The following is a 21,538-nucleotide window of genomic DNA, read 5'->3' on the forward strand; positions in this document are numbered from 1 at the left end:
GAATTATAATTATTTCTAAATTCAAAATATTCATCTGGAGCTTATATGTCTCACTTTCTGACTATTCTTTGCTTATTTTCTATGGTAATACCTGCCAGTATTGCAAATATTTTTGCATACCCTATAAGCAGAAAACTTAGTGTGAGAATTTCAGATTATATTGTAAATGTTTTAGCCCGCCGTCTTTTTGCAATCTGTTATACCTACAGACATTTTCATTTCTGGGGATATGATGATAAAAAAGACACTCTTCCTGAAAACTTCATTTTGATTTCAAACCACCAGAGTCTTCTTGATATTCCGGTTTTTATGAATTTCTTAAGAGACCGCGAAATGCGTTTTATTGCTAAAGATACTCTTGGAAGACATATCCCGCTTGTTTCAGAAATGCTTCGTGCTCAGGAACATTGTCTTGTTCCTCGTAAGGCAAAGCCAATGGAAGCAATGCGATACATTTCTGATTTTGGAAAACGTGTTGTAGAAAGAAAGCAGATTCCAATTCTTTTTCCGGAAGGCTCACGTACAAGAAACGGTGATGTAGGAAAGTTCTTTTCTGCAGGCTTCCGTCAGCTTTCAGAATCTACAGGGCTTCCTGTTGTAGTGTGCGCACTCGATGGCGGCTGGCAGCTCCGTGATTTACGTAAGCTTGTTACAAATCTTAAAAACGGCTGTTACCGTGTAAAGATTCTTCGAATATACGATTCACCAAAAACAAAGGAAGATTGTAATCAGATTCTTGAAGAATCAAGAACTTTAATGCAGCAGCAGATTGAATACTGGCGTCAGCTGCCAACTAATAAGAAATAGATAAGCAAAAAAAAGACCGTACGTTTCATGATTACGTACGGTCTTTTCATTGATAGTAAAATTACCAGTAAGGATTACTTGAAATCCTTTGGTCTTCTTTCAACACGTTTGCATTTCTGGCATTCTGCCTGATTCTTAAGTCTACCATTTTCGATCATGGTTTTCATTATGATTTCGCCACCACAGTCAGGGCAAATGAATTTTTGTGTTGCAACAGTTGTACGAGAGTTTTTACTAGCTCCAGCCATTATGTGCCTCCAATCGAATATTCGTATCAAATATAATAATGAGATACGGCTCTAGTGTCAATAATTCAAGTAATAAAATTCGAAACTTTCATTGACACAATATATGTAATTTGATAGTATGAACAACAGTTAACTATATTTTTTGGGGGTCTCCAATTGGCAGGCAAAAAATCATCTGCAGAAAAAAGACACGCACAGAGCGAAGTTCGCAGACTTCATAATAAAGCAATCAAGAGTACTTGCAGAACTTATGCAAAGCAGTTTGTAGAAGCAGTTCAGGCTAAAGACCAGAAACTCGCTGAAGAAAAATACAAGCAGCTCCAGAAGGAACTTGATACTGCTCGCAGCAAGGGTGTTTTGAAGAGAAATGCTGTGTCTCGCAAGAAGTCAAGAATGATGAATCTTTATAATGCTACATTCGCAGCAAAATAACATTTTTGATTAATGCATTAGGGAAAACCAGTTGGAAGAATTTTCAACTGGTTTTTTTTTAATATTTTGAATTTTTGTGATATAATAACTGAAATTAAAAAAAAGCAGGAGTTAAGAAATGTCAGAATCAAAAATAACAAAAGGCGATTTAGTCGATGCTGTTTATAAATCTACCGATGTAGAAAAGCAGATTATTCAAAAGATTATTGACAGTTTTTTACTTCACACAAGAGAGTCATTGGAAACTGGTGCTACAATAGAATTAAGAGGTTTTGGAACTTTTGAAGCAAGACTCAGAAAAGGCCGTTCAGAAGCAAGAAATCCTAAAACCGGTGAAAAGCTGAGTGTTGAACCTCATTATGTAGCAGCCTTCCGCGCTGGTCAGCTGTTAAAAGAAAAACTCTGGAATCTCAAAAAAGAAGATGAAAAATAAAAAGAATGACTCTAAAAATCTAAAAGGTCTTTTTCAGAAAATATTTCTTGTAATTATTTCTGCATTATTATTCTGGCTTTCTAATCCAAATGTTTTTTTTGAAAACGGACTTGGCTGGCTTGGCTGGTTTAATTATTTTCCAATTTTCTATCTGATTAAAAAATCACGTCTGAGTGAGTCTACAATATTTGGGGCAATCTTTGGAGTCCTTGCATATGGACTTTACGGTTACTGGCTTAAAGCTTTTCATCCGCTTGGACTTATAATTGTCTGTATTGGTTATCTTGTAATCTGTTCATTATTATTTACAGTATTAAAAATTGCAGATCTTGTGTGTAAGAAAAACGGCTGGCTGCTTCAGTTTATTTGTGTATGTGGTTATGAATATATTAAAACACTTGGTTTTTTTGGAATCAGCTATGGAGTTACAGCTTATACCCAATGGAACTTTTTATATCTGATTCAGATTTGCGCTATCATAGGTGTTTTTGGTTTGAATCTGATTGTAATATTTCCTTCTGCCTTTTTATTCAGTTTTATCACAAAAACAATTCAACGAAAAAGACTTTTAGAGCATGTTGATCATGCAAGAAAATCTCATATATCAGCTTATGTAAAAAAAGAACAGGCACTTGCAATTAATTCGCTACAGCTTACTTACGTCTGCGGAATTCTCTGGATCATACTTTTCTCAGCGTCCCTATGCTACGGCTATTCCGTTATGCGAAAACCTGAACCGGAAAAACATGTAACTGTAGCGGCAATTCAGAATAATGAAAGTCCGTGGAAAAATGGAATAGAAGAATATTCAAAGAACGTAAAGAATCTTATTCAGCTTACAGAAGAAGCCCAGTATCTTTCTACAGATATTGATTTTATTATCTGGCCGGAAACAGCTGTTGCACCATCAATCATATATAACTACGACTACGGAACTGATGTTCGCCGCTTTATGCTCATTTCCCAGCTTTTGAATTTCCTTGATGAAAACAATGCCGTATTTGTAATTGGAAACTCTCATGAAGTAGAAATGAAAGGGGCGGAAAAAGAGCATTACAACAGCGCGCTTGTGTTTGAGTCTGGAAAAAATGTTCATCCGCCAGAACCTGGAATTTATTCGAAGATAAAGCTTGTTCCGTTTACAGAAAGTTTTCCGTGGAAGCATACTTTTTCTTCACTGTATGTAAAGCTGTTAAACGGAAGTCCTCATATGTGGGAAAAAGGTGAGGAGTATACAGTGTTTAATTACAGGGGCTTAAAGTTTTCCACTCCAATCTGTTTTGAAGATACCTTCAGTACGATCTGCCGTCAGATGGTTTTGAATGGTTCAAGATGCTTTTTTAATCTGAGTAATGATTCATGGTCAAACAGTATTCCGTGCCAGAGGCAGCATCTTGCAATGGCAGTTTTCAGATCTGTAGAAAATCATGTTCCTTCGGTAAGAAGTACCGCAAGCGGAGTTACCTGTATAATCAGTCAAAACGGAAAAATTGTGAAAGCAGCTCCGGAATTCTGTGAAGCGTATATTATTGGAGAGATTCCTGTTATGAGTGAAAATGAGCAGACCTTCTTTACAAAAACCGGTGACATAGCGGGAAAGGCAGAAGCCGGGCTTGCTATGCTAATATTGATAATACAAACAATTGTTGTTATAATTAATAAACTTACAAACAGATAATTACAGGTGAATTGATGGCTGATAAAAACGAAATTGAAAAAAGAAATATAACAGTTTTTGGTGAAGAAACAGAATTCGACGGAGTTTTGGAATTCAGTGACCGTCTTGTTATTACTGGAAAATTCAGCGGAAAAATCAATGCTCCTGCAGGAGATCTTGAAATTGCAAAGAATGCAGTTTGTAAGGTTGATAAGATTGATGCAAATTCTATTATCGTTGCCGGTGGCGATGTAAATGGTGATATGAATGCTGCTGAGCGGGTAGAAATCTGTTCTGGAAGTAAGGTTATTGGAAATATCACAACTGCAAGAATCAGAATTGCAAACAACGTAGAGTTCAGTGGTGATGTAAACATGCTCGACAAAGAACCAGAGGTAGACTTATTCTCAGTAGCTTCATCTGAATATAAACAGGCAATGATTATTCACTCTGATGTGATAAAATAATTTAATTGACAGAATCGTTAAAAAAATATAATAATATAGATGTAGGGAATATTTTTCATTTCTTGTCCCGCAAAAAATCAAATCAAATTGGGTTTATTTAATTTTTTTACTATATATAAAATCAAAGAAAATTTAATTATTTATGAGGATTTTTAATGGCAGCATTAAGAAGGCATCGTGCAGATGATGCAAATGTTTCAGAGCCTGTAGATGAAGCACAGGCAACACTCGATTTTGGTTCAACAGATGAACCTGCAGAAACTTCAGAGCAGACAACCCCAGTTGAAAACAGTGCAGAAGAATCAGAAGCCCCTGCATCAGAAACTACAGAACAGACAGAAGATTCTGCCTCAGAAACACCAGCAGAAGGAGAAGGCTCTGATTCAAGCCGAGTAGTTGTAAAACGACGAAGAGTTGTAAAGAAAACTGAAGAATCAGAAAGTGCTAATCAATCTTCAGAAGAACGTCCTAATAATCACCGATATCAGAATAATCAGAACAAATATAATAACAACAATAACAGAAGAGGACAGGGAATGCGTAAGCCTTATGGCCGCAATTCTTATACACCTCCTAGTCCTGAAATGGCAGAAATGCTTGCAGCTGAATCTGCCGCTGCCGCTGAAGAAAATGCAAATAAACCACGTCTTTTAATTAATGATCTTACAATCAAATCAATGCCAGAACTTCGTGAACTTGCTATGAATTATGGCTTTACAGCAGATGACCTTGCTCCAATGAAAAAGCAGGATTTGATTTTTGTAATTCTTAAAGCTCATACAGAACACGGTGGAATTATTTTTGCTTCTGGATCTCTTGAGATTCTTCCAGACGGCTACGGATTCCTCCGCTCACCACAGAACAGCTATCTTCCAGGTCCAGATGATATTTACATCAGCCCAAGTCAGATCAGACTTTTCAACCTTAAGACTGGTGATACTGTTTACGGACAGACTCGTTCTCCAAAAGAGGGTGAACGCTTCTTTGCTTTACTTCGCATTGAAACAGTAAACTTTGACGAACCACGCATTGCACAGACTCGTGTTCCTTTTGAAAACCTTACACCGCTTTATCCAGATGAAAAGCTTCGTCTTGAAACAGTTTCAACTGAGGTTTCTACACGTATCGTTGACCTGTTTGCACCAATCGGTAAAGGTCAGCGTCTTTTGATTGTTGCGCCACCAAAAGCCGGTAAGACAATCCTTATGCAGAAAATTGCAAACGCAATCACAACAAATAACCCTGAGGTATATCTCATCGTTCTTTTGATTGATGAGCGTCCTGAGGAAGTTACAGAAATGGAACGCGCTATCAAAGGTGAAGTTATTTCTTCTACTTTTGATGAGCAGGCAACACGTCACGTTCAGGTTGCAGAAATGGTTCTTGAAAAGGCAAAACGCCTTGTTGAACATAAGCGTGATGTTGTAATTCTTCTTGACTCTATTACACGTCTTGCACGTGCTTATAACCAGACAGTTCAGACTTCCGGAAAGGTTCTTTCTGGTGGTGTAGATTCAAACGCACTCTTTAAGCCAAAGAGATTCTTTGGTGCAGCACGTAACGTAGAAGAGGGTGGATCTCTTACAATCATTTCTACAGCTTTGATTGAAACTGGTAGCCGTATGGATGAGGTTATATTTGAAGAGTTCAAGGGAACTGGAAACTCTGAAATTGACCTTGACCGCAAGCTTGCAGAACGTCGTCTCTTCCCGGCAATCAACATCAAGAAATCTGGTACTCGTAAAGAGGAACTTCTTCTTACTGAAAATGAACTTCAGAAGATCTGGATTCTCCGTAAGGTACTCAACCCAATGGAAGATGTTGATGTTACAGAGCTCATTCTTGATCGCATGAAGAAGAGTAAGACTAACGAAGCTTTCCTTGCCAGCATGAACGCTGGAACTGCAGGTCTTGAGTAAGTGATTTCATTATCGGGGTTGACCCGATAATCTGATTTTAATATAATAGTAAAATCAATTTTTTATCTTGTGATATTATTTATATTTTTGGCTGACAGTGGCGAAATGATAGAAGTGCTTAAGGTACAAGCTAGAGGCTGCTGGGCGTAATATCGGGCAAGAATATAGGAGTTATACAATGAAAAAGGGAATTCACCCAGACTACCAGCTTACAAAAATTACCTGCGTTTGCGGTAATGTAATCGAAACACGTTCAACTGTAAAAGACATTCACGTTGAAATTTGTTCAGCTTGCCACCCATTCTATACTGGTAAGCAGAAACTCGTTGATACTGCAGGTCGTATCGACCGCTTCAATAAGAGATACGGTATCAAGGACAACAAATAGTTCTTATAAGAATACAGAAAAGGCTTCCGAAAATCGGAAGCCTTTTTTTTATTTCAAGATGAACTCCCACACCTTATGTGGCTTTTTTCCTGCAAAGTCTACCGGGATTGTCTGCTCTGTTATTTCCTTCCAGGTGAACTCTGAACCGGCAGCGGTTTTTGGCGGAATCTTACTGATGTCGAACTTTATTCTTTCAGAGTTTGTTGAAAAATAAAGGCTGCCGCCAGGGGCTAGAATGTTCAGACAGTCCTTTACCAGCTGTGGCCAGTCGCGGTTAATATCCAGAACATCTGTTGTAGCCTTGCTGTTTGAGAAAGTTGGCGGGTCAAGAATAATCAGATCATAAAGTTCTTCTGGTGAAAGTTTTCCACCTTTTGCATTAACAGCTTTTTCCTGTAAAAATCTCATACAGTCTGCACGAGTAAACTCATAACGTTTTTTATCTGTAAAGCCGTTAAGTTTCATATTATCTTTTGCCCATGAAAGATATGTGTTTGAAAGGTCTACAGATTCTACAAAGCTGGCATTTCCCTGTGCTGAGTATACAGAAAAACTTCCTGTGTAGCAGAAGAGATTGAGTACACGTTCTTTACTGCAGGTATCGCGGACAACTGAACGTAACGGTCTGTGGTCAAAAAACAATCCTGTATCAAGATAACTTGTAAGATCCAGACGGAAAAGCTGGCCCTGTTCCTGAACAATTCCACTTACTGTCTGTACACTGTCATTTTTCTGATACTGTTCATCATCTTTGTGGCTTTTGTGTCCACGTGATTTTTTTACAATATGAGAAAGTTCAATGCCAAGTACTTCACTTGCAGCTGCAGACATTGCGTCGAGCCATGCAGCCTCATCTTCATCAGATTTTTCGTAAGGACGTTCGTAAAGATAAAGTACAGCGTAAGTTCTTTCTTTAATTTCGTGTTCAACAGCAGGATCATTTGCACTAAGACGGGCATTCTGGTCGCTCATTAAACGTGCGGCTTCAATTACAGAATCAACTCCATCTGGAAGGAATTCGTAAAGGTCCAGGCTTACAGGAATTTCCGGAATATCCCGGTCGTAAAGTCTGTAGCAGGAAACACGGCTTTTGCGTGCCCATTTACGTAATTCTTTATATTTTTTTTTAAGGCGGTTAGAAAAAAGCTCCGCCTGGTATTCAGTCTTTTTCTGAGTGTCTTCAATGTTCATGTGGCAAGTTTACCACATATCTGTTATAATTAAAACCATGACAGCGACTGAAAAATATCTTGCAATGAATAATGAATTCTGTAAACTCCGTGATGCAATTTACGAAAGTAATGTTGTAGAAGCAGATGAAGACGAAAATGTTCAGCAGAGTGTACAGATGGCTCTCGGCGTTTTATGTCAGTATCTTGATTACTACAAAGAATTGAACAAGGTAAAGAGCCGCGAAAAAAAAAGTAAATAATCGTTATAACTACCGTACTTCCTTGTCATAATTAAAGAATGTAGATTTTTATGACGATAATTTAAGATAGAATGGATAATCAGCAGATTAGGGAAGTATTGGAAGGTCTCATGAAAGAGAGGAAAGAACATCCTCCTGTTAAACTTATTTCCCAGGAAAAACTTGATCAGCTGCTTAATTCATATTACAAGAAACTAGCCACTAAAGAGAAAAAAAACTAAAATCTCTTCTTATATACATAATCTCCAAAAAACATTATAATTGTAGTCTCATAATTTGCATTTATCCCACAACCTGTGTGTATGTGCGGTAAAAATATATTTGTGTGCCCCTGTGTGGGCAGTGAAGGAATCTTATGGATTTTACAGAATTTGGTCTTGATGAAAGACTTTTGAAGGGAATTGAAGCCGCCGGTTATGTTACATGTACACCGGTTCAGGAACAGGTGATTAAGGCTTCTAAATCAGCAGAAGGGGCTAAGGGCCCGGATTTGTATGTTCAGTCTCAGACTGGAACTGGTAAGACCTGCGCATATCTTGTTGCAGTAATTGGTGAAATGCTTAAAGAGCAGAATGCAGGTAAAAAGTGTTTGATTCTTGCTCCTACACGTGAGCTTGCAGTTCAGATTGAAGAAGAAGCAAAGGTTCTTGTTGGAACAAGTGGTCTTAAAGCTTTTTCTGTTTATGGTGGTGTTGGTTACGAAAAGCAGATTGCAACTTTGAAAAAAGGTGTTGATATTGTAATTGGTACACCTGGTCGTGTAATTGATTTGAATGAGGGGGGAAACCTTGACCTCAGCAATTCTTACTTCTGCGTAATTGATGAAGCTGACCGCATGTTTGATATGGGATTCTACGATGATCTTCGTAAAATCTTAAAGTGTCTTCCAGAAGCAGAATCTCGCCAGACAATGCTTTTCTCTGCAACTCTCAATACTTACGTAAAGAATCTTGCATGGGAATATACACGTGATCCTGTAGAAATTACAATCGAAGCAGAAAACATTACAGTAAGCGAAATTCAGCAGGAACTTCTTCATGTTTCATCTGATGAGAAGATGAAGCTTCTTGTTGGAATCCTCAAGCATGAAAACCCAGAATCAGCAATTATCTTCTGTAATACAAAACGTTCCTGCGAAGTTATTGCAAAGCGTCTTGTTATTAACGAAATTCAGGCTGAATTTATGATTGGTGACTTGCCTCAGTCTAAGCGTCTTGCAATTTTGAAGAAGTTCAAGGCCGGAGAAATTAAGATTCTCGTTGCAACAGATGTTGCTGCACGCGGTATTGATGTTGATGATCTTGCAATGGTAATTAACTACGACCTTCCTGTTGAAGCTGAAAACTACGTTCACCGTATTGGCCGTACAGCACGTGCAGGTAAATCTGGAAAGGCATATACTTTCTGTTCTGAACAGGATGTTTATAACCTTCCTGCAATTGAGCGCTATATCGAAATGTCTATTCCTGCAACTGTTGCTTATCCAGATCAGATGGAAGAAGACAAGTCTGCCGGTATGTATATTAAGACAGAAAACTGGCGTGGTGATGATGATTATGATAACCGCGGCGGATACCGTAAGGGTAAGGATGGCGATATTCATAACCGCCGTCGTGATGACCGCGATGGACGTGGACACGGAAAACGTAACGGTCACGGACGTGATGATAAGCGTGATGACCGTCGCCATGACGGATATAAGAAAGACGGCTACAAGAAAGGTGGAAAGGGACGCGATGGTGGAAAGCGACCTTACATTGACCCAGCTAAACTTGCCGGTCTTTCATACGAAGAGCGCATGAAGATGTATAAGGATGCTTATGCTTCTGGTTCTGTTTCTAAGGGAGCAAAAGACATCTACAAGAAGGGCGGTTATAAGAAGAGTGATTACAAGAAAGGCGATTACAAGAAGAACGGTAAGAAGTCTTACAATAATAACCGTCCACAGCAGAAGGCTGCACCTGAGCAGAAGAAGACATTCTGGCAGAAAGTTAAGAGCTTCTTTGGCCGTTAATTTTTTAGGGGATAATAAATGATTACAGTTAGTGATGTTAGTGTTTCGTTCAGTGAAAAACCTCTTTTCAAGGACGTAAACCTTAAGTTTAATAAAGGAAACTGTTATGGAATTACCGGTGCAAATGGTGCCGGTAAATCTACATTCTTAAAGCTTCTTAGTGGAGAGCTCGAAAAGGATTCCGGAGAAATCTTTATGACTCCGGGCGAGCGTATGGCTGTTTTGAAGCAGGACCACTTTGCTTTTGATGAATACTCAGTAAAAGATACCGTTATGATGGGCTTTCCTCGCCTGTATGAGGTTTCAAAGGCTCGTGATGAGATTTATGCAAAGGCTGATTTTACTGAAGAAGACGGAATTAAGTCTGCAGAACTTGAAGCTGAGTTTGGAGAACTCGGTGGATACGAAGCTGAAAATCAGATTGAACAGATGCTTTCTGGTCTTGGTCTTGAAGAAGAACACCATGATAAGATGATGAGTGAACTCGACGAATCTCAGAAGGTTCGCGTACTTCTTGCACAGGCAATTTACGGTAACCCAGACGCATTGATTCTCGATGAGCCTACAAACGGTTTGGACATTGAATCAATCACATGGCTTGAAAACTTCCTTCTTGATTTTGAAAACACAGTAATCGTAGTATCACATGACCGTCACTTCTTGAATACAGTTTGTACATTCATCTGTGATATTGACTATGGTAAGATTACACAGTTCAGCGGTAACTATGACTTCTGGTATCAGATGACTCAGGTTATGCAGCGCCAGGCTCACGACCAGCAGAAGAAGACAGAAGAAAAGATGAAGGATTTGCGCGAGTTCATTCTCCGCTTCTCTTCAAACGCTTCTAAGGCTAAGCAGGCTACCAGCCGTAAAAAGATTTACGACAAACTTGCAGACTCTCTTGAAGAAATCCCAATTTCTACACGTAAGTTCCCTTATGTAAACTTTAAGGCAGATCGTGAAATTGGTAACAATGTTCTTGAGATTAAAAACTTGAACTATAAGGATGCTGATGGAACTCAGCTTCTTAAAGATTTCTCTTTGACTGTAAACCGCACAGACAAAATTGCCTTTGTTGGTATTGAGCATAACTCAGTAACAGCACTTTTTGATATTGTAAACGGTGTTAAGCAGCCAGACAGCGGTGAGTTTTTCTGGGGACAGACAACTTCGCAAGCCTATCTTCCACGTGATAACTCAGAAAACTTCAATAATGACTTGAACATTACAGAATGGCTTAAGCAGTATTCTAAGGAACAGGACGATGCTTACGTTCGCGGCTTCCTTGGACGTATGCTCTTTACTGGTGATGAATCTTTGAAAAAGGTAAAGGTTCTTTCCGGAGGTGAAAAGGTTCGCTGTATGCTTTCAAAGCTTATGCTTAGCGGTGCTAACTGTATCACTATGGATGATCCTACAAACCACCTTGACCTTGAAGCAATTCAGTCTTTGAACGAAGGTTTGATTGCATTCCCTGGTGTACTTCTTTTCAGTTCACACGACCACGAATTCATTCAGTCTATCGCAAACCGCATTGTGGAAATTACTCCAAACGGAATTATTGACCGCATGATGAGTTTTGATGATTATATCTCAGACCCACAGGTTAGCGAACTCCGTGCAAAAATGTACGAGGGAACTGGTAAGAAGATTAAGTATCGAGTTTAAATTACAGGTGGTTTCGATACGCCCTGCGGGCACTCAACCACCGGTGGTTGAGTAGGCGAAGCCGTATCGAAACCACATTGTTACATCTTTGATTTCAGCGTACTTAAAAAGTCGCTGAACATCGCTCCGGTTTCTTCCTCGGTGAGCTGCTTTGGCTCGTGGTATTCTACGAGGTTTGCAGGGATTTCATCGAGGAAGCGGCTTGGTTCAGTTTCCACAGTCATCTGCATATGACGGCGCTTGCGGCAGGCAGAGATAAAAAGCTTGTCGCGGGCACGGGTAATTGCTACATAAAAGAGTCGGCGCTCTTCTTCTACATCGCCGCCATTTTCTTCTACAGAACGGGCATGAGGAATCAAACCTTCTTCTGCTCCTGCAATAAATACAACCGGGAACTCCAGACCCTTTGAAGCATGAATTGTCATAAGGTTTACTTTTCCCTTATCTCCTTCATCATCTCCATTATCCCGGCTCATAAGTGTAATTCTGTTGAGGTAGTTATAAAGATTTGGATTAGGATTATCCGGATCATTTTCCCAGATTTCCATAAATCGAATTAAATCTTCTATATTCTTAAGCTTAAAGCGAACAGCTTTTTCTGATTTTGAAAATTCAGTAAGCAGATGATCTTTGTAGTTAATCTCTTCAACCATCTGACGAACCTTGTTTGCAAGACCACGGCCGCTTAAAAGTTTCTGTCTTTGGCCTTCTATCAAATCAACGAAAGTCTGCAAATCTTCTTTAAGGACGTCACTGGCCTGAGAGGCTTCTGCGTGAATAAGATAATCAATAGCGTTCCAGAGGGTACAGCCGTTAAGTTCTGCCGCATCATTCATCAGCTGAATTGCGGCACGGCCAATACCTCGGCGAGGAGTATTAATAATTCGCAAAAGGTTAATATCATCATCATGATTAGAAATCAAACGAAGGTAACTGATAATATCCTTGATTTCCTTACGTTCAAAGAAAGAAGTACCGCCGCTCATAGTATATGGAATATTATTCTGCAAAAAGGCTTCTTCTATAAAACGGCTCTGTGTGTTGGCACGCATCAGAACGCCAAAATCATCATATTTACGTTTTTCTTCTACAGCAATTCCAAGTATTGATTCTGCAATAAAGTCTGCTTCGTCGGTTTCGTTTTCCGGCATAAAGATTTCGATGGGCTTTCCAGCTCCTTTACCGCTCCAAAGCTTTTTATCTTTACGGTTTGTATTATGAGAAATTACACCGTTTGCGGCTTCGAGAATTGTACCGGTAGAACGGTAATTCTGTTCAAGTCGGATTTCTGTAACATCAAAATCTTTTTCAAAATTTACAATATTCTGATAGTCGGCACCACGCCAGCTGTAGATTGACTGGTCATCGTCACCAACGACAGCAACGTTTTTATCTGCCAGAAGGTGCATCATTTCATACTGCTGATGACTTGTATCCTGGAACTCATCTACCATTAAATACTTATAGCGTTCGCGGTAACGGGCAAGAACCTCCGGATACTCGCGGAAAAGCTTAATTGGCAGAACAATAAGATCATCAAAATCTACTGCGTTATAAAGCTTAAGTCCTTCCTGATAAAGCTCATAAAGAGGGCGGTACATGTCATTTGCAGTTTCCCAGTTCTTACGGCCTGTTTTGATATTGGAAATAAGGTTTCCGATTGTGTAAATATCCATTGCTTCTGGTGAAAATTTAAGTTCACGGCCGCATTCTTTAATAAGAGCAACACGGTCTGTTTCATCATAAATTGAAAAGTTTTCACGCCAGCCAAGCTTGTCTATGTCCTGACGAAGAATCTTTACGCCAAAGGCATGGAAGGTAGAAACTGTAAGGTTTTGAAGTTTCTTTTCTGTAAGAGTTTTAATTCGGTCTGCCATTTCCTTTGCTGCTTTATTAGTAAAGGTTAGGGCAAGAATTGAACTCTGAGGAATACCCTTATCAAGCATGTGTGCAATTCTGAAAGTGATTACACGGGTTTTACCGCTGCCGGCACCTGCAATAATAAGAATTGCGCCTTCTGTTGTAGTTACAGCGCGGTACTGCTGAGGATTAAGTTCTTTTTTAAGGGATTCCAGGTCAAGCATAGGGTTTTATAATACGCAGATAAGAATAATGGGTCAATACGAATAATAATAAAATATTATAGAAAAAAAAATTGATTTTTTCATAAAATTTGTTGATTTATTAGAATTTAGTATTAGACTATTAGAAAGCTCTATTTAAGATTATTTAAGAATATCATTTATGAAAATCATTTAAAAAATACTGTGTACAAAATAATTTTGCTTAACTTTAGAGAGGTATTTCATGAGTGAAGGGAAAAAAAGATCTAGCCTTGTTGTAACTGTGTTAGTAGCAGTTGGTATAGTTTTTTTATCATTGACTGCTTTACAGATTTTTGCTATATCAAGACTTGCAAAAACAAGATCACGTGCAGATCATGTTGAAAGTTATATAATGTTCACAAAATCAATCAATTTATCCCTTGAACGAACAATTGACAGTTATTTTAAGGAACTTGATGCATATGTAAATGCGGACATTATGGATCAGGGTGATTTTGACCTTGCCGGAAAATGGCTTCAGGAGCATCCGGAGATCCGAAGTAATGATTTTGATTATATTATGCTATGTGATCAAAACGGATTGTCTTATAACGATAATGGAACCCGTACAAATATTTCAGAAAGAGATTATTTCCAGGCAATTATGTTTGGCGGTAAACTACGTTATATAGATAATCCTGTTATTTCTAAAACGACCGGTAATAAAGTAATACATATTACAAGAGCTGTTTATGATAAAAAGGGTAGGCTTTTTGCAATGCTTGCCGGTGTTATTAATATTGATGTTCTTATTAGACCTATAAAGAGTATTGAACTTCCAGAAGAAGTATGGATGTTTGTACTTGATCATAATGGTGGAATTATTTATCACCCTTTTGCAACAGAAGATGCCAATTTGATAAAAAATCCTGGTGAAGGACATGAAGATTATGGTGAACTCTGTCAGAAAATGGTAAATGGTGAAGAAGGTTATGGATGGATTAATTCTTTTGCAGGAAGTAAGGAAGATCTTTTTGTTTACAGCGGAATTAGTGGAACTCCATGGGGCTTTGGTTTTTCTGTACCAGGTAAAATTGTAGATTCACTTGGCGCTAAAATTGCAAATACTTCAGTCGTTTTTGCACTCATTTCAATAATTGTAATTATTCTTGTTGGGGTTATTATTCTTGGAGTATCGTTTAAACCTCTTACTATTGTTACAAAGGCAATTATTGGAATATCTCAGGGTAATGCAGATCTTACTCAGCGTATCCAAATAAAATCAAATAATGAAATTGGTTTGGTAGTACAAGGATTTAACGATTTTACGGCAAAGCTGCAGAATATTATTTCTGATGTAAAAGAGTCAAAAAATGAACTTGGGGTTGCCGGAGAGGACATGTCTTCAAGTGCTCAGGATACCGCAACTTCTATTCATCAGATTCTTGCAAATATTGAGAGCTTCCGTCAGCAGCTTGATAATCAGAAAACCTGTGTTGATCAGACTGCGGGTGCAGTAGATGAAATTTCTGCAAATATTAATTCTCTTAATCAGATGATTGAAACACAGTCATCTGGAGTAACAGAAGCTTCTTCTGCTGTTGAAGAGATGATTGGAAATATTAATGCTGTAAGTTCGTCTATGGAAAAGATGAATGAATCTTTTGGTGTACTTCAGACACACTCAACCGAAGGATTTGAAAAACTTGAGGCTGTAAGTATGAAGGTTCAGGCAATTGAAAATCAGTCTGAATCCTTGAAAGATGCAAACCTTGCCATTGCAAATATTGCAGAACAGACAAACCTTCTTGCCATGAATGCGGCAATTGAGGCGGCTCATGCGGGTGACGCAGGTAAGGGATTTGCTGTCGTTGCAGATGAAATTCGTAAGCTTTCAGAAACTTCTTCTCAGCAGTCAACTCAGATTTCTAACCAGTTGAATCAGATTATGGAAGCTATTGCCGAAGTAGTTGGTGCTTCTTCTGATGCAAGTAAAACTTTCTCTCTGGTATCTCATGAGCTTGCAGATACAGATCAGCTTGTTATGCAGATTCGTACTGCAATGGAAGAACAGACTGAAGGTTCTAAACAGATTCTTGAAGCCCTAAAACTGATGAATGACAGTACACAGGAAGTTCGCAGTGCTTCTGATGAAATGCAGGAAGGAAATAAACTTATTCTTTCTGAAGTACAGCAGCTGCAGGACGTAACAGTTGAAATGAAGGGCAGTATGGACGAAATGTCTGTAGGTGCCCAGAAAATCAATGAAACTGGTGCTGTTCTTACAGAGGTTTCAGACCGTATGAAGGATTCAATCGTTAAGATTGGTAAGCAGATTGATGAGTTTAAGGTCTAACTGATTAGTTCAGACACTTTGATATAAGCACTTACCCGATATTTGCCATAATAGGTAAAACACTGTATAATAGAATAACTCTAAAAAATACAGGAAAAAACTATTATGAATAATCAGGTAAGTGCTTTTCTTTCAGCACATAATTTTGTAAATCATGTCGATGTATTAACTGTCGCTCAGGCTATTCTGGACGATATGAAAAAGGGACTCAAAAAAGAAGGTGCAGATCAGGATATGATTCGTACTTTCTGTAATCCTCCTGCAACTTCTGCAAAAGGTAAGTCTGTTATCGTAATTGACGCAGGTGGAACAAACTTCCGTTCCTGCCTTGTTACTTTTGATGACGCTGGCGTTCCATCAATTTCTGATATGGAAAAAACACGTATGCCTGGCGTTGAAAAAGAACTTTCACGCAAAGACTTCTTTGAACAGATTGCAAATAATCTTGAACATCTTAAGAATAAATCAGACAGAATTGGTTTCTGTTTCTCATATCCAATGGAAATTCAGGAAGATGGAGACGGTGTTCTTCTTGGTTTCTCTAAGGAAGTTAAAGCTCCTGAGGTTGTAGGCTCAAAAGTTGGAGCATGCCTTAAGGAAGCATTAGCTGCACACGGCTGGAACAGCATTAAACGCATTACACTTTGTAACGATACAGTAGCAGCTCTTCTTGCAGGTGCTGCATGTGCAGAAGACGGTGACCGCTATTCTTCAAACATCGGTTTCATTCTTGGAACTGGTATGAACGCTGCTTACATTCAGCCAGACTGCGACTGCTGCAACATCAAACAGCAGATTGTAGTTTGTGAAAGCGGTAAGTTCCTTAAAGTAAACCGCTCAGACTTTGATGTTGATTTTGATAAAACAACTGTAAAGCCTGGTACTTTCTATCTTGAAAAGCTTTGTTCTGGTGCTTATCTTGGACCTGTTTCTTGGTTCGCTCTTAAGGCAGCAGCTAAAGAAGGTCTCTTTACAGAAAAAACAGCTGCTGCAATCAATGCGCTTGAAACTCTTACCCTTATTGAAATGGATAAGTTCCTTCATCATCCATATGATGCAAACTGTGTACTTGGAAAGATTGCAAGTGAAGTTGCAACTGATGAAGATGTAGATAAGATGTTCCAGATTCTGGATGCAATTGCAGAGCGTTCAGCTCGTTATTCTGCTGCTATCCTTACTGCCTGTGCTGTAAAAACAGGAGAAGGAAAGAATTCAGCAAAACCAATCTGTATTTTGTGTGACGGTACAACATTCTTTAAGACTTACAAGGTTCGTGAACGTGTTTACGGATATCTTGATGAAGTACTTACACGTCAGCTTGGAATTTACTGGAACATTGTATCTTGCGAGAATGATATTACTCTCGGTGCTGCAATTTCGGGACTAATCGATTAAAGTTTGATTGATTGAACTTTATGTGATATAATTTTTTAATGATTCTGAAATAAATTCAGAATGACACTTGGGTGGGGTGGAAAAAAACTATGTCTTTCAAAAAGTCTTTAGGTAAGTCTTTTGTTCTGTTGATTATAATTCTCATTCTTTTAGCCGGTGGGCTTTTATGGTTTGATTATCTTGGTGTTGTACATGTTAAATCAATCTTCTCACCGGTTTATAAGATAATGAAAAAATCACCACAAACTTCAACAACTACCACCCAGTCTCGTCCTCTTGTAGCAAATCTTGATGAAGATCGACTCAGAAAACAGCGTGAAGCTCTTGATATTTTCAAAGAAGAGCTTGATAAGCGTGAATCTGACATTGAAGCTGTAGAAAAACAGAATGAACAGGTGAGTGCAGAGCTTGCTGAGCGTGAAAAAAATCAGGAAGAACGAGAAAAAACATTTAACCTCAAAGTAAAAAAATACGATGATAAGAATATAAACGTTGAACAGATTGCAAGAAATCTGAATGGTATGAGACCTCAAGCTGCGGTTGACATTCTTGTTGCGATGGATGATCAGACAGTAATTGACGTCCTTCGCAAAGTCGAAGAGATTGCAGCCGCCGAAGGTTCTTCATCTATGGGTTCGTATTGGCTTTCTTTAATGCCATCTGACCGGGCTGCAGAAATACAGCGGAAGATGCTTAGTAAGCCTGAGTCCCTGGACTAGCATTCAGAACTGGCAAATCTTCAACGGATTAAGGAGATTTGCCAAGTGTCATATCAGGCAATCACAGATATCATCGTAAATCCGACTCAACTTCAGGAATTACAGTTATCTAATACAGTAAAAGATTCTCCTATTCAGCCATCAGTAAGCTTTTCTGATTATCTTGCATCATTTAATAATGCAGAAATCTCAAAGCCTGAGTCTAATTCTGCACAGACAGAACATCCAGTTTCTGAAGTTTCTGATGCAGCAAAGACTGAAAAAACTGATGTAGCAGAGAAAAATTCTGAAAAAAAGGCTTTAGATGAAAAAGAGCCAGAGAAAATTTCAGAAAAAACTGTAGAAAAAACTGATTCCCAGGAAAAATCTGACAAAAAGGTCTCTGAAAAATCTGATTCAAAAGGAAAAGCAGTAAAAAAATCTGATTTTGAAGTTAAAAATTCATCAGATGAAAAGAAAACTGCCAAGGCTGAATCAAAAGAAGCTAAAGATTCTAAGAATAAAAAGCTTTCTGATAAAGATTTTTCACGTCTGGATGAAATTACTAAAAATGTTGAAACAGACGACAACTCTGCAAAACTCGCTGCAGCTGCACAGAACTCAATTAAATCTGAAGAAAATGCCAAAATAAAGGTCTCTGCTGATGAAAATGATGCTTCTGAACTTACTGTAAATGTTGAGTCAAGTGCAGAGATGGCTGTAAATAACCTTCAGACTAAAGAAAGCAGTTCAGATACAGAATTTAATTTTTCTGAAAATCAGGATAAAACTAAAAAACAGTTTACTCTTGATAAAGAAGGAAAAATCACAGTTGAAGATGAACGTACAAAAGTTGTTGCAGAAGCTGAGGACGGCAAAAAATCTTCAATCAAAACTTCTGATATAAAACTTACAAATGATAACACAGCAGTAATGTCTGTTGAATTAAATCCAAATGCAGAAGCAGATGTACTTTCTTTGAATACTCAGACTGCCGCTTCAAACGGATCTAATTTCCAGGCAATGCTTTCTAACCAGCTTCATAATGTTGCATCTGAGTTTGTAAAGGCTGGTAACCTCGTTCTTAAAGATAACAACCAGGGAACAATTAATCTTGTACTGCATCCGGATGATCTTGGAAATGTAAAGATTCATCTTTCTCTGGATGGAAAAACTTTGAGCGGACATATTACTGTAGCAACTAAGGAAGCTCTTCAGGTTTTCAAAGATAATGCAGAAACATTACGTGAAGCATTTATTAAGAACGGATTTGATGCTGCGAACTTTGACGTTGCAATGAACAACGGTGGTTCGTTCAATCAGAATATGGGATTTAATGGTCAGGATGATGGAAGAAATCTCTTTGCACAGAGAGTGTACGGAAGTTCAGCAGAGGGGCTTAGCGCTGAATTAGATGACATTTTTGATAATGCAGAAGATATTTCGAATTATTCTGTAAACATCGTTGCTTAAGGTGACGATATAAAAATGGTTGGTGGTTGAGCACGTCGAAACCACCTTTAGCGATAATGCGGTAGTTTCGACAGGCTCAACCACCGCATAAAAAAAAGTGTAAATTGAGGAGAATGATGGAACTACTTAATACACAAAACAGCATTAACACTAAAATGAGTGCAAGCGATATGTTTGCCGTTGAAAATGCGGTAAACAACTATAACAAAACGCTTGTTGTGGAAGGAAGAAAAACTTCCAACGAATTGGGAAAGGATGATTTTCTGAAGCTGCTTATTACCCAGCTGCAGAACCAGGATCCAACAAGCCCTATGGAAAATACAGAGTTTATTTCCCAGATGGCTCAGTTCAGTTCCCTGGAACAGATGACAAATATGAGTACATCCTTTTCGAGAATGGCTTCATATATTAACAGCTCAGAAGCTGCAGCCACATTAGGTAAGACAGTTGAACTGGAAATAGGTGATACATCAGTTCAGGGTGTTGTGGAAGGGGCAACCCGCGGGGAAAATCCACAGATCATTGTGAACGGCATGTATTACAGCATGGATAAAATTAAAGCGGTATACGCTGACTAATCGGGTAGGAAGGAAGGAATTAGCATATGATGAGATCACTTTATTCTGGAGTTTCAGGACTTCAGAATCACCAGACACGAATGGACGTAATTGGTAACAACATTTCCAACGTTAATACAAACGGCTTTAAACGTGGCCGAGTAAACTTCCAGGATATGATCAGCCAGCAGATGAGTGGTGCCGCAAAACCTACTGACGAGCTTGGTGGTGTAAACCCTAAGGAAGTTGGACTTGGTATGACTGTTGCCTCAATTGATAACATCTTTACACAGGGTAACCTTCAGTCAACAGGTGTTTCAACTGACCTTGCTATTCAGGGAAATGGGTTCTTCCTGCTCAAGAGTGGTGAAGAATCTTTCTACACACGTAATGGTTCTTTCGGACTCGATCGCGACGGTACACTTGTAAACCCGGCTAATGGTATGCGTGTACAAGGATGGATGGCAGAAGAAGTAAACGGACAGATGCTCGTTTCTACTGCTGCAACTCCAGAAGACCTTATTATTCCTGTAGGATCAAAAGATCCTGCTAAGGAAACTACAAACGTAAACTTTGCCTGCAACTTGAACAAGAACACTCCAGAAATTGCTGAAGGTGCAAGTGCAGACGATATCTATAAAGGAACATGGGGAACTGAGCAGAAGATTTACGATAGCTTTGGTAACGAACACATGCTTTCAGTTTCTTTCCGCCGTGTAGTTGGTAATCCAAATCAGTGGGAAGCTACTGTTCTTGTTGATGCTGATAATGCAGACTACACACAGACACGCGTTGGTCTTGGAACAACAGACGGTATGGGAAATACTTTCCTTGTAAACTTTGATAACTACGGCGCTCTTGAGTCTGTAACAGACACAGCTGGAAATATCACAAATCCTGAAGGTCAGATTGTAATTCAGACTTCTTTCGCAGTTGCTGAATCAAATCCAGATGCAGAAGGAAATCCTTATCGCCAGACAATGAACATCAACCTTGGAACAATCGGTTCTTTCAAGGATACAATTACACAGTCTGCTTCAAAGTCTACAACAAAGGCTTTCTATCAGGACGGATATACAATGGGTTATCTTGATAACTTCAAGATTGACTCAAGCGGAATTATCACTGGTGTGTACTCAAATGGTACAAACCGTACAATCGGTCAGATTGCTCTTGCAAGCTTTGCTAACGACCGCGGTCTTGAAAAAGCCGGAGACAACACTTACGTAGAGTCTAACAACTCTGGTATGGCACGCATTGGTGAATCAGGAGTTGCCGGTAAAGGTACTTTGATGGCTGGTGCATTGGAAATGTCAAACGTAGACCTTTCTGAACAGATGACTGATATGATCGTAACACAGCGTGGATTCCAGTCTAATGCTAAGACAATTCAGACTGCTGATACACTGCTTGAAACAGTATTGAGCTTGAAGCGATAAATCAGGTTATAGGTTTTAGGTTCTAAGCAAACGGGAGGGTGTTTAGGACCAGACAGATAATAAATTTTTAATTGAAAAAAAACTAAGGCCCGGAAGATAATCCATCA

Annotated in this window: 20 protein-coding genes; 17 read left to right on the forward strand and 3 right to left on the reverse strand. The window is 38.8% G+C overall.

Features of this window, described 5'->3' with window-relative positions:
* The first annotated feature begins 141 nt into the window (after nt 1-141).
* Entirely contained in the window at nt 142-807 is a 666-nt protein-coding gene (locus BM161_RS06805) for a lysophospholipid acyltransferase family protein (protein ID WP_244882726.1), read from the forward strand.
* A 74-nt stretch (nt 808-881) separates the two neighbouring features.
* Here BM161_RS06805 and BM161_RS14240 read toward each other — a convergent pair whose 3' ends face one another.
* Nucleotides 882-1,055, reverse strand: a complete 174-nt coding sequence (locus tag BM161_RS14240; RefSeq protein ID WP_143064140.1) for a hypothetical protein — start codon at nt 1,053-1,055, stop codon at nt 882-884.
* A 156-nt stretch (nt 1,056-1,211) separates the two neighbouring features.
* Here BM161_RS14240 and rpsT point away from each other — a divergent pair, with 156 nt between their 5' ends.
* From rpsT to rpmE, 6 genes are all read left to right on the forward strand, one after another.
* Nucleotides 1,212-1,487, forward strand: a complete 276-nt coding sequence (gene rpsT / locus BM161_RS06810) for a 30S ribosomal protein S20 (protein ID WP_074640283.1) — start codon at nt 1,212-1,214, stop codon at nt 1,485-1,487.
* 118 nt (nt 1,488-1,605) lie between these two features.
* On the forward strand, nt 1,606-1,920 hold the full coding sequence (locus tag BM161_RS06815) for an HU family DNA-binding protein (RefSeq protein WP_074931257.1): 315 nt from the start codon (nt 1,606-1,608) through the stop codon (nt 1,918-1,920).
* On the forward strand, nt 1,910-3,598 hold the full coding sequence (gene lnt / locus BM161_RS06820; RefSeq protein ID WP_074931258.1) for an apolipoprotein N-acyltransferase: 1,689 nt from the start codon (nt 1,910-1,912) through the stop codon (nt 3,596-3,598). Before BM161_RS06815 ends, lnt begins: the two co-directional genes overlap by 11 nt.
* A gap of 14 nt (nt 3,599-3,612) precedes the next feature.
* Nucleotides 3,613-4,044, forward strand: a complete 432-nt coding sequence (locus tag BM161_RS06825; RefSeq protein WP_074931259.1) for a bactofilin family protein — start codon at nt 3,613-3,615, stop codon at nt 4,042-4,044.
* A gap of 155 nt (nt 4,045-4,199) precedes the next feature.
* Entirely contained in the window at nt 4,200-5,963 is a 1,764-nt protein-coding gene (gene rho / locus BM161_RS06830) for a transcription termination factor Rho (RefSeq protein ID WP_074931260.1), read from the forward strand.
* Nucleotides 5,964-6,141: 178 nt separating this feature from the next.
* Nucleotides 6,142-6,351: a 50S ribosomal protein L31 gene (rpmE, locus tag BM161_RS06835; RefSeq protein WP_022930765.1), complete on the forward strand. Its 210-nt coding sequence runs from the start codon at nt 6,142-6,144 to the stop codon at nt 6,349-6,351.
* A 48-nt stretch (nt 6,352-6,399) separates the two neighbouring features.
* On the opposite strand, the gene BM161_RS06840 is transcribed toward rpmE, so the two are convergent.
* Nucleotides 6,400-7,542: a class I SAM-dependent methyltransferase gene (locus BM161_RS06840; RefSeq protein WP_074931261.1), complete on the reverse strand. Its 1,143-nt coding sequence runs from the start codon at nt 7,540-7,542 to the stop codon at nt 6,400-6,402.
* 37 nt (nt 7,543-7,579) lie between these two features.
* On the opposite strand from BM161_RS06840, the gene BM161_RS06845 reads away from it, so the two are divergent.
* The 4 genes from BM161_RS06845 to BM161_RS06855 all read left to right on the forward strand — a co-directional run bounded on the left by BM161_RS06845 (nt 7,580) and on the right by BM161_RS06855 (nt 11,468).
* Nucleotides 7,580-7,783, forward strand: a complete 204-nt coding sequence (locus BM161_RS06845; protein WP_143090510.1) for a hypothetical protein — start codon at nt 7,580-7,582, stop codon at nt 7,781-7,783.
* A gap of 71 nt (nt 7,784-7,854) precedes the next feature.
* Nucleotides 7,855-8,004, forward strand: coding sequence for a hypothetical protein (locus BM161_RS14365; protein WP_177206216.1), 150 nt, complete (start codon nt 7,855-7,857; stop codon nt 8,002-8,004).
* Nucleotides 8,005-8,138: 134 nt separating this feature from the next.
* On the forward strand, nt 8,139-9,797 hold the full coding sequence (locus BM161_RS06850) for a DEAD/DEAH box helicase (protein WP_074931263.1): 1,659 nt from the start codon (nt 8,139-8,141) through the stop codon (nt 9,795-9,797).
* A gap of 18 nt (nt 9,798-9,815) precedes the next feature.
* On the forward strand, nt 9,816-11,468 hold the full coding sequence (locus BM161_RS06855) for an ABC-F family ATP-binding cassette domain-containing protein (protein WP_074931264.1): 1,653 nt from the start codon (nt 9,816-9,818) through the stop codon (nt 11,466-11,468).
* An 80-nt stretch (nt 11,469-11,548) separates the two neighbouring features.
* Here BM161_RS06855 and BM161_RS06860 read toward each other — a convergent pair whose 3' ends face one another.
* Nucleotides 11,549-13,543: an ATP-dependent helicase gene (locus BM161_RS06860; protein WP_425319048.1), complete on the reverse strand. Its 1,995-nt coding sequence runs from the start codon at nt 13,541-13,543 to the stop codon at nt 11,549-11,551.
* Between the two features lie 232 nt (nt 13,544-13,775).
* On the opposite strand from BM161_RS06860, the gene BM161_RS06865 reads away from it, so the two are divergent.
* The 6 genes from BM161_RS06865 (at nt 13,776) to flgE (ending at nt 21,431) form a co-directional block, all read left to right on the forward strand.
* Complete coding sequence (locus BM161_RS06865) at nt 13,776-15,869, forward strand: methyl-accepting chemotaxis protein (protein ID WP_074931266.1); 2,094 nt, start codon at nt 13,776-13,778, stop codon at nt 15,867-15,869.
* A gap of 105 nt (nt 15,870-15,974) precedes the next feature.
* A complete protein-coding gene (locus BM161_RS06870) occupies nt 15,975-17,264 on the forward strand; it encodes a hexokinase family protein (protein WP_074931267.1) in 1,290 nt (429 codons plus the stop codon).
* 89 nt (nt 17,265-17,353) lie between these two features.
* Nucleotides 17,354-17,983: a periplasmic-type flagellar collar protein FlbB gene (locus BM161_RS06875; RefSeq protein WP_074931268.1), complete on the forward strand. Its 630-nt coding sequence runs from the start codon at nt 17,354-17,356 to the stop codon at nt 17,981-17,983.
* 45 nt (nt 17,984-18,028) lie between these two features.
* Nucleotides 18,029-19,435: a flagellar hook-length control protein FliK gene (locus BM161_RS06880; RefSeq protein ID WP_074931269.1), complete on the forward strand. Its 1,407-nt coding sequence runs from the start codon at nt 18,029-18,031 to the stop codon at nt 19,433-19,435.
* A 116-nt stretch (nt 19,436-19,551) separates the two neighbouring features.
* Complete coding sequence (gene flgD / locus BM161_RS06885) at nt 19,552-20,013, forward strand: flagellar hook assembly protein FlgD (protein WP_074931270.1); 462 nt, start codon at nt 19,552-19,554, stop codon at nt 20,011-20,013.
* Between the two features lie 26 nt (nt 20,014-20,039).
* The gene (gene flgE, locus BM161_RS06890; protein ID WP_074931271.1) at nt 20,040-21,431 is read left to right on the forward strand and encodes a flagellar hook protein FlgE; all 1,392 of its coding nucleotides are present in this window, start codon (nt 20,040-20,042) and stop codon (nt 21,429-21,431) included.
* Nucleotides 21,432-21,538: the final 107 nt, after the last annotated feature.

This window comes from Treponema bryantii, assembly GCF_900113965.1.
GTDB lineage: Bacteria > Spirochaetota > Spirochaetia > Treponematales > Treponemataceae > Treponema_D > Treponema_D bryantii_A.